At 64.8% G+C, this 13,871-nt stretch carries 14 protein-coding genes and 1 pseudogene; 4 read left to right on the top strand and 11 right to left on the bottom strand.

The window, feature by feature from the left end; genetic code table 11:
- The 4 genes from A3AS_RS0119585 to A3AS_RS0119570 all read right to left on the bottom strand — a co-directional run bounded on the left by A3AS_RS0119585 (nucleotide 1) and on the right by A3AS_RS0119570 (nucleotide 3,701).
- Entirely contained in the window at nucleotides 1–807 is an 807-nt protein-coding gene (locus tag A3AS_RS0119585; protein WP_018319264.1) for an SDR family NAD(P)-dependent oxidoreductase, read from the bottom strand.
- Nucleotides 808–829: 22 nt separating this feature from the next.
- The gene (locus A3AS_RS0119580) at nucleotides 830–2,122 is read right to left on the bottom strand and encodes a TRAP transporter large permease (protein WP_018319263.1); all 1,293 of its coding nucleotides are present in this window, start codon (nucleotides 2,120–2,122) and stop codon (nucleotides 830–832) included.
- Complete coding sequence (locus A3AS_RS0119575) at nucleotides 2,113–2,664, bottom strand: TRAP transporter small permease (protein ID WP_018319262.1); 552 nt, start codon at nucleotides 2,662–2,664, stop codon at nucleotides 2,113–2,115. The genes A3AS_RS0119580 and A3AS_RS0119575 overlap by 10 nt, the downstream gene beginning before the upstream one ends.
- Nucleotides 2,665–2,729: 65 nt before the next feature.
- A complete protein-coding gene (locus tag A3AS_RS0119570) occupies nucleotides 2,730–3,701 on the bottom strand; it encodes a TRAP transporter substrate-binding protein (RefSeq protein ID WP_018319261.1) in 972 nt (323 codons plus the stop codon).
- A 296-nt stretch (nucleotides 3,702–3,997) separates the two neighbouring features.
- Here A3AS_RS0119570 and A3AS_RS0119565 point away from each other — a divergent pair, with 296 nt between their 5' ends.
- The gene (locus A3AS_RS0119565) at nucleotides 3,998–4,780 is read left to right on the top strand and encodes a cyclase family protein (RefSeq protein ID WP_026202154.1); all 783 of its coding nucleotides are present in this window, start codon (nucleotides 3,998–4,000) and stop codon (nucleotides 4,778–4,780) included.
- A gap of 4 nt (nucleotides 4,781–4,784) precedes the next feature.
- On the opposite strand, the gene A3AS_RS0119560 is transcribed toward A3AS_RS0119565, so the two are convergent.
- The 3 genes from A3AS_RS0119560 to A3AS_RS0119550 form a co-directional block, all read right to left on the bottom strand.
- Entirely contained in the window at nucleotides 4,785–5,513 is a 729-nt protein-coding gene (locus A3AS_RS0119560) for a Crp/Fnr family transcriptional regulator (RefSeq protein ID WP_018319260.1), read from the bottom strand.
- A 275-nt stretch (nucleotides 5,514–5,788) separates the two neighbouring features.
- The gene (locus tag A3AS_RS49805) at nucleotides 5,789–5,914 is read right to left on the bottom strand and encodes a hypothetical protein (protein ID WP_256375093.1); all 126 of its coding nucleotides are present in this window, start codon (nucleotides 5,912–5,914) and stop codon (nucleotides 5,789–5,791) included.
- Nucleotides 5,915–6,007: 93 nt separating this feature from the next.
- Entirely contained in the window at nucleotides 6,008–6,721 is a 714-nt protein-coding gene (locus tag A3AS_RS0119550; RefSeq protein ID WP_018319258.1) for a helix-turn-helix domain-containing protein, read from the bottom strand.
- 153 nt (nucleotides 6,722–6,874) lie between these two features.
- On the opposite strand from A3AS_RS0119550, the pseudogene A3AS_RS0119545 reads away from it, so the two are divergent.
- A pseudogene (locus A3AS_RS0119545) lies at nucleotides 6,875–7,191 on the top strand (cytochrome c).
- A gap of 6 nt (nucleotides 7,192–7,197) precedes the next feature.
- Here the strand turns inward: A3AS_RS0119545 and A3AS_RS0119540 are convergent.
- The 3 genes from A3AS_RS0119540 to A3AS_RS0119530 are packed head-to-tail and all read right to left on the bottom strand — an operon-like array spanning nucleotide 7,198 to nucleotide 10,211.
- Complete coding sequence (locus tag A3AS_RS0119540) at nucleotides 7,198–8,301, bottom strand: ABC-type transport auxiliary lipoprotein family protein (RefSeq protein WP_018319257.1); 1,104 nt, start codon at nucleotides 8,299–8,301, stop codon at nucleotides 7,198–7,200.
- Nucleotides 8,302–8,304: 3 nt separating this feature from the next.
- Nucleotides 8,305–9,072 (bottom strand): ABC transporter ATP-binding protein, encoded by a 768-nt coding sequence (locus tag A3AS_RS0119535; protein ID WP_018319256.1) that lies wholly within the window; start codon nucleotides 9,070–9,072, stop codon nucleotides 8,305–8,307.
- Between the two features lie 2 nt (nucleotides 9,073–9,074).
- Nucleotides 9,075–10,211 carry an ABC transporter permease gene (locus A3AS_RS0119530; RefSeq protein ID WP_018319255.1) on the bottom strand — a complete coding sequence of 379 codons (1,137 nt, stop codon included), beginning with the start codon at nucleotides 10,209–10,211 and terminating at the stop codon, nucleotides 9,075–9,077.
- Nucleotides 10,212–10,385: 174 nt separating this feature from the next.
- On the opposite strand from A3AS_RS0119530, the gene A3AS_RS0119525 reads away from it, so the two are divergent.
- Both A3AS_RS0119525 and A3AS_RS0119520 read left to right on the top strand, forming a co-directional pair.
- Nucleotides 10,386–10,661, top strand: a complete 276-nt coding sequence (locus tag A3AS_RS0119525; RefSeq protein WP_018319254.1) for a hypothetical protein — start codon at nucleotides 10,386–10,388, stop codon at nucleotides 10,659–10,661.
- Nucleotides 10,662–11,150 (top strand): hypothetical protein, encoded by a 489-nt coding sequence (locus tag A3AS_RS0119520; RefSeq protein WP_018319253.1) that lies wholly within the window; start codon nucleotides 10,662–10,664, stop codon nucleotides 11,148–11,150.
- Between the two features lie 11 nt (nucleotides 11,151–11,161).
- On the opposite strand, the gene A3AS_RS0119515 is transcribed toward A3AS_RS0119520, so the two are convergent.
- Nucleotides 11,162–13,855 (bottom strand): bifunctional acetate--CoA ligase family protein/GNAT family N-acetyltransferase, encoded by a 2,694-nt coding sequence (locus tag A3AS_RS0119515; RefSeq protein WP_018319252.1) that lies wholly within the window; start codon nucleotides 13,853–13,855, stop codon nucleotides 11,162–11,164.
- Nucleotides 13,856–13,871 lie beyond the last annotated feature (16 nt).

Genomic DNA, 13,871 nt, shown 5'->3' with positions numbered 1-13,871 from the left:
TTACTTGTGCAGCTGGGTGAGACCGGTCGGCGGGCCGTCCACGGCGGTCCAGCCGCCATCGACGAACAGCGTGCTGCCACTGACATAGCTCGCGGCGTCCGAGGCGAGATAGGCAACCGCGGTGGCGACCTCGTCGGCGCTGCTCCAGCGGTTGAACACGGTGTGGCCGGCATAGAGATTGTAGATGTCGGGCCGCTGCTTGAACGGACCGGTCAGCGCGGTCTCGGCGATGCTCGGGGCGATCGCGTTGACGCGGACGCCGGCATGGCCGACCTCGGAGGCAAAGCCTTTCACCAGCAGGCCGATCGCCGCCTTGGTCGAGCCGTAGACGCCGAGGCCCGGCTCGATGGTGACGGCGCGCACGGACGAGCAGGCGATGATGCTGCCGCCCTTCTGCGCGACCATGATACGGCCGAAGGCCTGGAAGAACCACACCGTGCCCTTGACGTTGAGGTTGAGGACGCGGTCGAGATCCTCCTCGGTGTAGTCGAGAATGGTCTTGCGGATGTTGAGCCCGGGCGTCGTCACGGCGATGTCGAGCCGCGAAAATTTCTGCATCACGGTTTTGGCGAGCGCATTGACGTCCGCAGCGCTCGCGGCGTCGCACATAGCCGCCTCGGCCCAGCCGCCCTTGTCGCGAATGCCGGCGGCGGTGGCTTCCGCCGCATCCAGCGCGCGATCGGCGCAGACAACGCGGGCCCCTAACCCAGCCAGCGCCTCCGCCGACGATTTGCCGATGCCCGATGCGGCGCCGAGCACCACGGCCGTCTTGCCGGTGAGATCGAAGAGCTTGCGATAGTCCGTCACTGATAGCTTCTCCCTGTAGCTGCTAGCCCTTGTAACCCATCAGCAGGCGGGGCAGCCACAGCGAGAATGCAGGGACGTAGGTCACGAACATCAGTGCTGCGATCAAGGCGGCATAGAACGGCAGGATGGTGCGCATCACCGCGCCCACCGAGATGCCCCCGATGGCGCAGCCCACGAACTGCGTCGTTCCGACCGGCGGGGTGTTCAGCCCGAGAGCGCAGTTGATCAGCATCAGCATGCCGAACTGCACCGGATCCATGCCCGCCTTCATCGCGATCGGCAGGAAGATCGGGGTGCAGATCAGGATGGTCGCGGCCATGTCCATGAACGTGCCGAGCACGAACAGGATGACGTTGATGAGCAGGAAGATGACCCAGGGCTGCGTGGAGACCTTGCTCATCAAGGTGCCGGCGAGGTCGGCCACCTCGTAGAGTCCCATCAGATACTGGAACATGGTGGAGACGCCGATCAGCAGCAGCACCACGCCCGTCGTCTTCACCGCCTTGGCGGCGGCGCGCAGGAAGTTGCTCCAGGTCATGGTGCGGTAGATGAAGAACGTCAGCAGCATCGTGTAGGTGACCGCGACCGCCGCGGATTCGGTTGCGGTGAAGACGCCGGACAGGATGCCCGCCAGGATGATGCCGACGATCAGAAGACCCGGCAGCGCGGCCGCGAGCGAGCGGAAAACCTCGGCCCAGCCCGGAAACTTGCCGGCCGGATAGCCTCGTTTCACCGCGACGCCATAAGCGGCGACCAGCATGCATGCCATCAGCACGATCGCCGGCAGCAGGCCGGCAGCGATCAGCGCGCCGATCGAGACCTTGCCGCCGGCGGCCAGGGCATAGATGATCATATTATGGCTGGTCGGCATCAAGGCTCCCACCAGCGAAGCGTGGGTGGTGACGTTGACGGCGTAGTCGGTGTCGAAGCCTTCCTTTTTCATCATCGGGATCATCACCGCGCCCATCGCCGACACGTCGGCCACGGGCGAGCCGGAGACGCCGCCGAACAGGGTGCAGGCGACCACGTTCGACATGCCGAGCCCGCCGCGGATGTGCCCGACGAGATTCTTGGCGAGCTGCACGATCTTGTCGGCCACGCCGCCATGCAGCATCAGCTCCCCGCTGAAGACGAAGAACGGAATGGCAAGGAACGAGAAGATGTTCATCCCCGACATCATCTGCTGGAAGATGACGGCAACCGGCAGGCCTTCGTAGAGGATGGTGCAGATCGCCGACAGGCCAATCGCGAAGGCGACCGGGACGCCGAGGATCAGGAAGCCGAAGAAGGTGGCGCCGAGGATGATCAGTTCCATGAGGGGACGACCTCTTCGCCTCGCAGGAGAGCAATGATGTGCTCGATTGAAAAGGAGACGATCAGGACGCCGGAGGCGATCAGCGGGACGTAGCGGATGACCTCGGGCAGACCGAGATTGGGGATCTTCACGGTCCCCACGGATGCTCCGAGGATCCAGCCGTTGTAGGCCATCGCAAGACCGAACACCGCCACCAGGACGTGGATGACGAGCTCGATCTTCTCGCGCGCGTGATCCGGAAGCATCACCAAGAGACTGTCCATCCCGATGTGTCCGGCATCGCGCACGCCGACGGCGGCGCCGATCAGCGTGACATAGAGGATCAGAACCAGCGCGAGGTTCTCGGTCCAGGTCGGGCTCGAATTGAGCACGTACCGGCCGAACACCTGGTAGAACACGACGGTGACGATGAGGAGCAGCCCGCTCACGGACAGATACATGCCTGCGCGCGCGATGACGGCATTGACGCGCGACAGCAAGCCGGTCGCCGGGCGTGCGGCAACCGCCCCCTGCTCGTGGTCTGCGACGTGTGGGTCTGTCATTCCCGCGCCTCCTTGCGAGGGTCCGGTGTCGCCTTCGAGGCGACGCCGGACCCGACGCTGTGGTCTTACTTCGTGTCCTGGATACGCTTGACGAGGCCCTGCAGCTTTTCGTCACCGGCGAACTTCTGGTACACCGGCTTCATCGCGTCGACGAATTCCGCCTTGTTGGCGATCGTGACGACCTGAACGCCGGCTGCCTCGACGGTCTTGCGGGACGCCTGCTCACGCTCGTCCCAGAGCTTGCGCATGACGGGCACTGATTCCTTGGCCGCCTTGCGGACCATCGCCTGATCCTCCTTGCTCAGCGTGTCCCAGACCTTCTTGGACATCACGAGGACTTCGGGCGCCAGGGAGTGTTCGGTGATGTTGTAGAACTTGGCCGCCTCGAAATGGCGCGACGATTCGTAGGAAGGCCAGTTGTTCTCGGCAGCGTCCACCAGGCCGGTCTTGAGTGCGGTATAGACCTCGCCGTACGGCATCGGCGTCGGGTTGGCCCCGAGGCTCTGGATCATGCCGACCCACAGGTCGGATTGCTGGACGCGAATCTTCAGGCCCTTCAGGTCCGCGAGCGACTTGACCGGCGCCTTCACGGTGTAGATGGACCGGGCGCCGCTGTCGTAATAGGCAAGGCCGACCAGGCCTGCGGGCTCCATGGCCGCCAGGATCTCATCTCCGATCGGCCCGTCGAGCACGGTCCGCATGTGCTGCGTGTCCCGGAAGACGAAGGGCAGACACAACGCGATGGTTTCCGGCACGAAATTGTTGAGCGGCGAAGCGTTGATCCGCATCATGTCGAGCGCGCCGATCTTGAGCTGCTCGATGGTGTCCTTCTCGGAGCCCAGGGCTCCGTTGGGAAATACCTTCACGCCGAGCTTGCCGCCGCTCGCCGTCGCGAGCTGCTTGCCCATGAACTTGACGGCCTCGACGGTCGGGTAGTCTGCGGGATGGATGTCGGCGGAGCGGAAATCGCGCGCGGTCGCCAGGGGCGCTGAAACCGCCAGTGCAACGGCTGTGATGATACCGGTGAGTGTCTTCATCTGGGCTTCCTCCTGGGTTGATTATGTCGTTGTCGGGGCCGATGCTGCGGGCCGTCTTGGGTCGCTCCCCTTCCGGTGTGAAGTCAAGCGCCAATGTCGTCCCTAGGGCGCGCGGCATTCCATGTCCAAGCCAAATCCGGCATTGATCGATGCAGCAGTTGCATCGATCAATCTGGCGCAATTCGCGTCGTTGTGGAAGCCTGTGGGGCGGCTTGCGTCGCCGGCACGTGACTTGACGCGACCAAGAGAGGCCCCTCAAGATGTCCGAAACAGCGGACGATCTCGAGGGAATGCCCATGCCGCGGAAGCTGATCGATATCTCGGTGCCGCTCAAAAACGACGTGACGGCCGATCCGCCGGGCAATCACCCGACGATCCAGTATATCGATCACCAGCAGGGCTTGCCGCGCATGCTGCAATTCTTCGACGGGCTCAAGGCGCAGGACTTGCCGGACGGCCAGGGCTGGGCCGTCGAGCAGGTCTCGCTGTCCACGCACAACGGCACGCATCTCGATGCGCCCTGGCACTTCCATCCGACCATGAACCGCGGCGAGCGGTCATGGACCATCGACGAGGTCCCGCTGGAATGGTGCCTTCAGCCCGGCGTGAAGCTCGACTTCCGGCATCTGCCCGACGGCTACGTGGCGAGCGCCGACGACGTCGAGAAGGAGCTGAAGCGCATCGGGCACACGCTGTCGCCACTGGAGATCGTGGTCGTCAACACCAGCGCCGGCGCCAAATTCGGCAAGGCCGACTACGTCAATTCCGGCTGCGGCATGGGCTACGAGGCCACCATGTACCTGCTCGAACGCGGCGTGCGGCTGACCGGCACCGACGGCTGGAGCTGGGACGCGCCGTTCGTCTACACCGCGAAGAAATATGCCGAAACGAGAGATGCCGGCCTGATCTGGGAGGGCCACAAGGCGGGACGGCACATCGGCTATTGCCATCTCGAGAAGCTGCACAATCTCGACCAGTTGCCCTCGACCGGGTTCACAGTCTCATGCTTTCCCGTGAAGATCGAACGCGCCTCGGCGGGCTGGACCCGCGCGGTCGCCATCATCGACGATCAAGTTTGAGGCATCACGCGCCGTCGAGGCCGCTCTCGGCGAGTTCGCGCAGCGCGTCCGTATCCAGCACGACGATGGCGCCGTGCTCAAGGCGGACCCAGTTGCGGCCGGCCCAGGCGCGCAATTGCTTGTTGATGCTCTCGCGCGTCATCCCCACCATCTCGCTGATCTCCTGCTGCGTGATGGCGAGCGTGCCGCTGCCAGAGTCGAACTTGCGCTCCTCGGTGAGACCGAGCAGCGCACTGGCAAGCCGGCCCGGCAGATTCTGCAGGATCACCTGCTCGACCTGCTGACTGGTCCAGCGCAGGCGCGCGCAGAGCAGCTCGATGAATTTCATCGCCAGCGCCGGCTGGCTCTTCACGAACGGCAGGAAGTCCCGGCGATCGATGATGTAGAGCTCGCAATTGGTGTTGGCGGTCGCATCGGCCGACCTCGGAGCGCCGTCGAGCACCGCGATCTCGCCGAAGATTTCTCCGGGACCGATCAGATTGAGAATGGCGTTCCGTCCATCGGGGGACGAGGAGGAAATCTTCACTGTCCCCGTGATCACCGCGAACAGATTGTTGCCGGGATCGCCCTTGGCAGCGATCGTCGCGCCGCGCTTCACGGTGGTGTGCTTGGCGTAGCGGCAAAGCTGATCGAGCGCTTCCGGCTCCAGATCCGCGAAGATCGGGTGCTTGCGCAGGACCGATAGTTTGTTGCCCGCCGACTGTCGGGGGTCGCCGGTCTTGTCCTGAGGCACGCCGCGGGGCTCCTAAGACTGCGAGGCACTGAGGTTCCTGCGTAGTCAACGTTATCAGGCTTTTCAACCGGAAAGCACCCGCGCGTTTTGTGGCAAATGCCGCGAAAAGGCCGCGTTCAAGCCGAAAGCCTGCATCCGAAGGCTGCGCCGATGCGGCCCGGTCGATGCAGAGTTGCAGGCTGCGCAAGCCGCGCTTGCGTTGAGGCGCTGGCGAAGGCCAAGCCGGCCGAGCGTCGGCTGTTGGCGCGTCTGAGCGGACTTAGGATCTCAGGAGGTCAGCGCTTGGCATCCGAATCGAGCCGGCCTGCACTGGTTTGCCGGTCTGCCCAGGCCAGAGCTGCGGCGAATGCGACGAAGATCGCGACGACGACGATGGTCACCAGCAACGCATCAGCGGGCATCATGCACCTCCCGGATTGTTAGAGCATTATTTGCTGCAGCCGCCCGGTGTCATTGATCGAGATCAAAAATTTCGGGGCCTTGCGGACGGACCATCAGGCTGCGGCCAGCGCCTCGGCACGGGCAGGATCGAGCAGGCTGATGCCGCCGTGAATGATCTCGATCACACCGTGACGCTCCAGCTTGGTGAAGGTGCGACTGACGGTTTCGATGGTCAGACCGAGATAGTCGGCGATGTCCTGACGGCTCATCGGAAGCGGAACGGTGTCGGACAGCCCCTTGAGCGCGACCTGCCGTTCCCGCCAGCCGAGCAGAAAGGTCGCGACCTTCTCGTCGGCCGAGCGGCGGCCGAGCAGGACCATATGGTCGCGCGCCTGGCTCAATTCGCGGATAGCCAGCTCGTTGATCCGCCTGAGTAGAAGCGGCCGGTCTTCGATGAAACGGCCGAACGGCGCCTTGGCGAACTGGCAGACGGTCACCGCGCCGATCGCATCGGCCGAAAAATTGTGCCGGCCCGATATGTTCATCCCGAGGAAATCGCCGGGCAAGGCAAAACCGACGATCTGCCGCCGGCCGTCGGGCAGCAGCTTGTACAGCCGCATGACGCCTTCGAGGACGTTGTAGAACGAGGTCGTGATGTCCTCCTCGGAGAACACGGTCTCGCCGGAGTCAAAATGAACGCGGCGTCCGAGATGCTCGAATTCCCTGAGCTCGGCCGCATCCAGCGACGAACAGACCGCCGCTCCACGTACGGCGCAATCGCTGCAGAAATGGCCGTTCGGCTCGATCGTGACCACGGAAGGCTTCATCCACCGCTCCCCGCGCCGGCTGCTCCCGACACCAGGCCGAGTCCACCGCGCGGGTGCATTTTACTGCACTGCGCCAAAGCCAATTGACAGAGATCAAATTTGAGCGGCATCCCCGTCATATTCTGCGTCCAGAGTTCGACGGGATCATTTTCCATGCTGCAAGCCGCCCTGCGTCACGGCCTGATCGGGCTACTTCTGATGATGCCGGCGCTGGCGGCCCCGACCGCCGAACACGCGGCAAGGCCTTCGCACGGGCCAATTGCGCACGCTGTCATGCGATCGACCGCGTCTCCCGCAGTCCGCTCGAGGGCGCGCCTCCGCTGCGCACGCTGCACCAGCGTTATCCGATCGAGACCCTTGGTGAGGCGCTGGCCGAAGGGATCTACACCGGTCACGACGACATGCCGGCCTTCGAGCTCAGTCCGGACCAGATCCACGATCTCCTGTCCTACCTGAAGACGCTGGAATAGAAGGCGTCACACCGCCTGCACGCTCCACCCGATCAGCTCCTTGGCGATGCGGGCAAAGGCTGCATCGAAGGCGGCGACTGCAGCGGCCGGCTCGACCTTGTCGAGCTTTTCGCTGGTCTCGACCAGTCGGGATGCCACCACCTTGCCGTTCTTGTCGACGATCCGCGCCGAGAGTTCGATCTCCACCCGTGCCTCGCCCTCCGTGGCGATCCGAAAGCGCCGGATGTCGATCAGGAGCTGGTAATCCGCCTGACCGAGATCGCTCGTACGTAGCGGGGCGTGCGCGATGTCGTAATTCTCGAAGCCGTCGATCAGGCGCGCCTGCACCAGTTTCGGAATGCTGTCGGCCCAGAGAAAATCCGCAAAACCCGGCCTGTCCCCGACGGGCGCGAACAGCATGCGCTGGGTCTGCAGCATTGCGACCGCGGTCGGCTCGGGAATGGCCAGGGAGGCGGAGAGCGTCTTGCCAGCCGGCCCAAGATTCTTCGGCGTACGCAGGTCGTAGGTGATTTTCTGCGCAGGCGTCCCACCACCGGTCATCTTCTCCAGGCCCGCAATAATGCCGTCGAGCTTGCCGGTGTTGCGCGCGAGCCCGTCGGAGAACGTCTTGAAATTCGCGATGGTGTCCTTCAGTGGGCCGGAATTGTCCTGGAGCACCGTGTCGACCCGGCGCAGCGCATCGCGCGCCGCCTGCGTCATGCTCTGGCCGGCGCCGGCTTCGGCGATCAAGGTCACGGGCTCGCCTGCTTTGGCGACGATCGCGCCGCCCTCCAACGTCACCACCGGCACGCCGGTCAGGCCCTGGAATTCGAGGCCGACCCTGGTGTCGGAACGCACCGGGGTGGCGGCCGCAACCGAGATCGTCGCATTGACGAAGCGCGGGTTATCCGGCGCGAGCCCGAGCTGGGTCACCTCACCGACGCGGATGCCGTTGAACAGCACGCCGGCGCCGACCAGGAGGCCTGGGACCGGCCCCTGGAATTGCACATGATAGTTCGTGCGCGGCCCGATGCCGCCGGTGTTGTTCAGCCAGTAGACGAAGCCGAACACCGCGAGGATCGCGGCCAGCACGAAACTGCCGATCAGCACGTAGGGAGCGCGGGTTTCCATGTCTCATCTCATCTCGTGTTGCAGCATCTGCGAGCGCTTGCCGTGGAAATAGGCGCGCACCCAGGGATGCTCGGATTGCAGCAATTCGCGCATCGGGCCGATCGCCACGATCTTGCCGTCGGCGAGGGCGGCGACGCGATCGCAGACCGTGGTCAGGCTCGCGAGGTCGTGGGTCACCATGAACACGGTCAGCCCCAGCGTCTTTTGCAGCGTCGTGATCAGCGCGTCGAAATCACCGGCGGCGATCGGATCGAGGCCGGAGGTCGGCTCGTCCAGGAACAGGATCGGCGGATCGAGCGCGAGGGCGCGCGCCAGCGCCACGCGCTTGGTCATGCCGCCCGACAGCTCCGCCGGATATTTGTCGGCGTCCTGGGCGCGCAAGCCGACCATCTCGAGCTTGGCGATCGCGATCTCGTCCATCAGCTCCTGCGACAGGACGAGATTCTCGCGCAAGGGAAACTGGACGTTCTGGCGGACCGTCAGCGAGGAGAACAGCGCGCCTTGCTGGAACAGGATGCCCCATGTCGTGGCGGCGCCGCGGCCGTGGCCGCCGGTGGGCTGCCCCATGACCTCGATGGTCCCACCTTGGCGCGGGATGAGGCCGATGATGGTGCGCATCAGCACCGACTTGCCGCCGCCGGACGCCCCCACCAGCCCGAGAATCTCGCCGCGGCGGACGTCGAGGGACAAATGGTCGAGCACGGTCTGGCGGCCGAATCCGACCACGAGGTCACGGACGCGGATCGCGAACTGGTCCTGCGATGCGTCCATCGTCACATTCCGATCGAGGCAAAGAAGATCGCGAACAGGCCGTCGAGCACGATCACCAGGAAGATCGACTTCACCACCGATGTCGTGGTCTGCCGCCCGAGCGATTCCGCGCTGCCCTTGACCCGCAATCCCTCGCTGCAGGCCACGATCCCGATCACCAGCGCCATGAACGGCGCCTTCAGGATGCCGACTTCGAAATGGGTGACGGAGATCGCCTCGTGCAGCCGGGCGATGTAGATCGCCGGCCCCATGTCGCCATAGAACTGCGCGACGAGACCGCCGCCATAGAGCGCGGCGATCGATCCGATGAAGGTGAGGATCGGCAGCGCAATGACCAGGGCCGCAACGCGCGGCAGGATCAGGACCTCGACGGGATCGAGCCCCATGGTCGAGAGCGCGTCGATCTCCTCGCGCATCTTCATCGAGCCGAGCTCGGCAGTGTAGGCGCTTCCCGACCGTCCCGCGACCATGATGGCGACGATCAGCACCCCGAGCTCACGTAGCACCAGGATGCCGACCATGTCGACGGTGTAGGACTCCGCGCCGAACCTGCGGAAGTGGAAGAAGCCCTGCTGCGCGATGATGGCGCCGATCAGGAAGGTGATCAGCGCGACGATGGGGATCGCCTGCCACCCGATGCGGTAGAGCTGATACACCAGCGAGGTCAGCCGCAGCGAACGCGGCCGGCGCAGCACGCCGATCACGGCCATGAACAATGCGCCGAGCATCTGGAGGAAGATCGTGACGTCTTCCCGCGCATCGGCCGTGGACTTGCCAAGATTGCCCAGCCTCGCCAGCACCGGATTGGGCGCAGCCGTCGGGGCCGGCGTGTGGCGGTTGACCTGGCGCACCTCATCCAGCAGCCCGCTGAATTGATCGGCGACGCCGACGAATTCGGCCGATCTGCCCGATGTTGCGGCCCTGCGCGACAATTTTTCCAGGACCCAGGCACCGAGCGTGTCGAGCGCACTGACGCCCGACATGTCCAGGGTGACGACGCGCGAGCGATCGACGTCGGCACCGACCGACCGGGACAATGTCTCGAGCGTGACCACATTCGCGGCGGTCCAGGGCCCTTCGGGGCGCAGGTTCAGCGCGTCGCCGGACGGCGTCGCGAGCAACAGCGGTTCGTGGTTCACGCTTCCACCTCATCGGGACAATCGGTCCCCATTCAGACGGCATTTCTAGGCCAGCATATGGCGGCCGGCTTGACCTGTCTCAAGACCCGGACTGCGGCCACCGCTTGAGGCAAATCAAGCGCGAACGCACAGGTGCGCCTTAGGCTCGCTTTCATTCAATGGGGATAAGAGTCCATGTTCGACAGCGACAGGATGAGCGAAGAATTGCGGGCGCTGAAGGTTGATGTCACACGCTTGCTGGGCACCGCCGGCGAGGAGATGTTCGAGAGCTCGAAGGACCGCGCCGAGGCGCTCGCCGATCAGATCCGTGCCGCGCTGACTGAGCTCGGCGAGACCGTGGATGAAGAGCAGGCGCAGCTCCAGGGTCTCATAGCGGAGCGTCCAATCACTTCGCTCGCCTCCGCCTTCGCGCTCGGCGTCGTTGTCGGCTTCATGCTGAGGAGACATTAGGTGAATACCGAGAATGTGGTCAAACATCTGCGTGCGCTGTGGCGCACCGACAGGATCATCGCGGACATCAGGCTGCGCCATCTGCTTGTTGGCCTCGGCTTGCGAGCCTTCGCGGCGCTGATCGCGGCGTTCGGGCTGCTGATGCTGGAGCTGTCGGCCTATTTCGCGCTGGTGCAGATCTGGAGTGCGATTGCCGCGGCGGCCATCCTCGGCGCCGTCAATTTCGCCATCGCGGCCGCTCTCTTCGCGATCGCCGGCCGGGCTCCGTCAGGCCGCGACATCGAGCTCGCCAACGAGATTCACGACACCTCCATCGAAGCTCTTCAGCTCGAGGCGCGTGCGCTTCAGGCCCAGGTGTCGGGCGCGGTGCATCATCCGCTCAGCACGATCGTGCCGGTGCTGGTGCCCTTGATCGCGATCATCATCAGGAACCTGCGGACGTCCTCCAAGACGTCCGCCTCAGCGAATTCGGCTGAAGCGCGCTCCTGAAGCAGGCGCGCTCAGAGCTTCAATTTGACGTCGCAGATATCGGGCTCGGCAGGATCGGGCTTGACCTCGAAGCCGAGCTGCCGGCACATTTCGAGCATCACGGTGTTCTCCTTGAGCACGTCGCCCGAGATGACTTTCAGCCCCTCCGACCTGGCGTAGTTGATGATGAGCTGCATGAGCGCCCAGCCGAGCCCCCTGCCCTTGAGGTCGGACCGCAGCAGGATCGCGTATTCGCCGCTCTCGTAGATCGAATCCGAATGGAGCCGGACCACGCCGACCATTTCGCCGGTGGCCTCGTCGAAGGCGATGAAGGCCATCGCGCGCGCATAATCGAGCTGGGTCAGGCGCGCGATGAACTCGTGGGTAAACTCCTTCATCGGTGCGAAGAAACGCAGGCGAAGGTCGTGCGGCGTGACGTGACGCAGGAATTCGTGGATGGTCGGCTCGTCCTCGGGGCGCATGGGACGCACGAAGATGCGCCAGTCATCCTTGAGCTTGAGGCGGCGCTCCCATTGCGAAGGATAGGCGCGAACGGCGAAATTGGCCGGGCCGGAGCCGACAAACTTCCGCTGCGGCGGGCCGACGGCAACGCGGGCGTCGACCGCGGTCACGCCGGTTTCGTCCGCCAGCAGCGGATTGATGTCGAATTCGCGGATCTCGGGAATGTCGGCCGCCATCTGCGCCAGCTTGACCAGCACCATGGCGACGGCGTCCTGCTTGACGGCCGGCACATCACGATAGGCCTTTAGCAGCCGCGACACGCGCGTGCGGTCGATCAAATCGCGGGCGAGCTGCAAATCCAGCGGCGGCAGCGCCAGCGCCTTGTCGTTGATGATCTCCACTGCCGTGCCACCGCGGCCGAACACCACGACGGTGCCGAAGGTGGGATCGTCGGCGAGGCCCAGGATCAACTCGCGCGCCTTCGCCTTGACGACCATCGCCTGGACGATGACGCCGCCGATGCGGGCCTCGGGCCGCAGCTTTCTCGCCCGGGCGAGGATGTCTGAAGTGGCGGCCCGCACGGCCTCCGGCGTCGTCAGATTGAGCACGACGCCGCCGACATCGGATTTGTGGATGATGTCCCGCGACATGATCTTCAGCACCACGGTGCCGCCCTGCGCGAAGATTTCCTTCGCATAGGCCACCGCCTGCTCGACATCGGCCGCCGCATAGGTCGGCACCATCGCGATGTCGTAGGCCTCGAGCAGGTGCTTGATCTCGACAGGCTCGAGCCACTCGCGGCCATCAGCAATCGCGGCGGTGACGATCTGCCTCGCCCCCCTTGCATCCGGTACGAACGTATCGGGCATCGCGGGAGGAACCTGGCTCAGCTCCTCCACCACTTCGCGGTGCCGGACCAGATGCATGAAGCCGCGCACCGCGTCGTCCTCGGTCGGATAGTTCGGCATACCGGCACCGGAAAGGGCCTGAATGATGTGCTGATCGGCGCCGACCCAGGCCGCCAATACGGGCTTGGCCCATCGGCGGTGCTGCTCGCGATATTTGCCGACGATCTCGGTCACGGTCGTGGCGATCTCGGCGGCCGAGGCGATCGCCGTTTGCACGTTGAGGACCAGGACCGCATCATTGTTGCGATCGGCCAGCAGCACCTCCAGCGCCGCCGCGTAGCGCGAGGCGTCGGCATCGCCCACGATGTCGACGGGATTTGCACCGGACCAGGTCGGCGGCAGAGCCGCATCGAGCGTCTTGCGCACCTCCGGTGAGATAGTCGCCGGAATTCCGCCGAGCTCGACCAATCGATCGACGGCGAGGACGCCGATGCCGCCACCGTTGGTCAGGATGGCGAGACGCTTTCCCGTCGGAGATTCGACGCGGCCGAGCGTCTCGGCGCAATCGAACAGCTCACGCAGATCTGAGACGCGCAGGACACCCGCGCGGCGGAACGCCGCGTCATAGACCGCGTCCGCGCCGGCGAGCGCGCCGGTATGCGTGGCGGCCGCCTTTGCGCCCTGCGCCATGCGGCCGGATTTCACCACGACGACGGGCTTGACGCGAGCGGCGGCACGCGCCGCCGACATGAATTTGCGCGCGTCCTTGATAGATTCGATGTAGAGCAGGATCGCGCGGGTCTTGTGATCCATCGCGAAATAGTCGAGCAGATCGGCGATGTCGACATCGATCTGATCGCCGATCGAGACGATGCCGGAAAAGCCGACGCCGCGCTGCGCAGCCCAGTCGACCATGCCGGCAGCGATCGCGCCCGATTGCGAGATCAACGCGAGGCTGCCCGCCCCCGGCATGTGTGCGGCAAAGCTGGCATTCAGGCTGACCCCGGGCATCATGATGCCGAGGCAGTTCGGTCCGATCAGCCGCATGCCGTATTTGCGGGCCGCCGCGATTGCAGCCTCGTGCAGAGATCCCGGTCCGTGGCCGAGCCCGGCCGAGACGATCAGCGCGCCCGCCGAGCCGCGACGCCCGGCCTGGTCGATGATACCGGGAATCTCGCGCGCCGGCGCGGTGATGACCACGAGCTCGGGCACGAAGTCCAAGCCGTCCAGGTTTTTCACCGCGGCGACGCCGCCGATTTCGGCATGGCGTGGATTGACGAGGCCGAACCGCCCCTTGAATTCGGTCTTGTGGATGTTTTCCAGAACGGCGCGTCCAACGGAGACCGGACGGGCGCTCGCGCCGACGAGCGCAACCGAACGCGGCGCCAGCAGATTGTTGAGACGATAGGTTGACATGAAAGCAAATGCGCCG

This window comes from Bradyrhizobium sp. WSM2793 (genome assembly GCF_000379585.1).
Taxonomy (GTDB): domain Bacteria; phylum Pseudomonadota; class Alphaproteobacteria; order Rhizobiales; family Xanthobacteraceae; genus Bradyrhizobium.
This window is presented reverse-complemented; position numbering and strand designations above follow the sequence as displayed.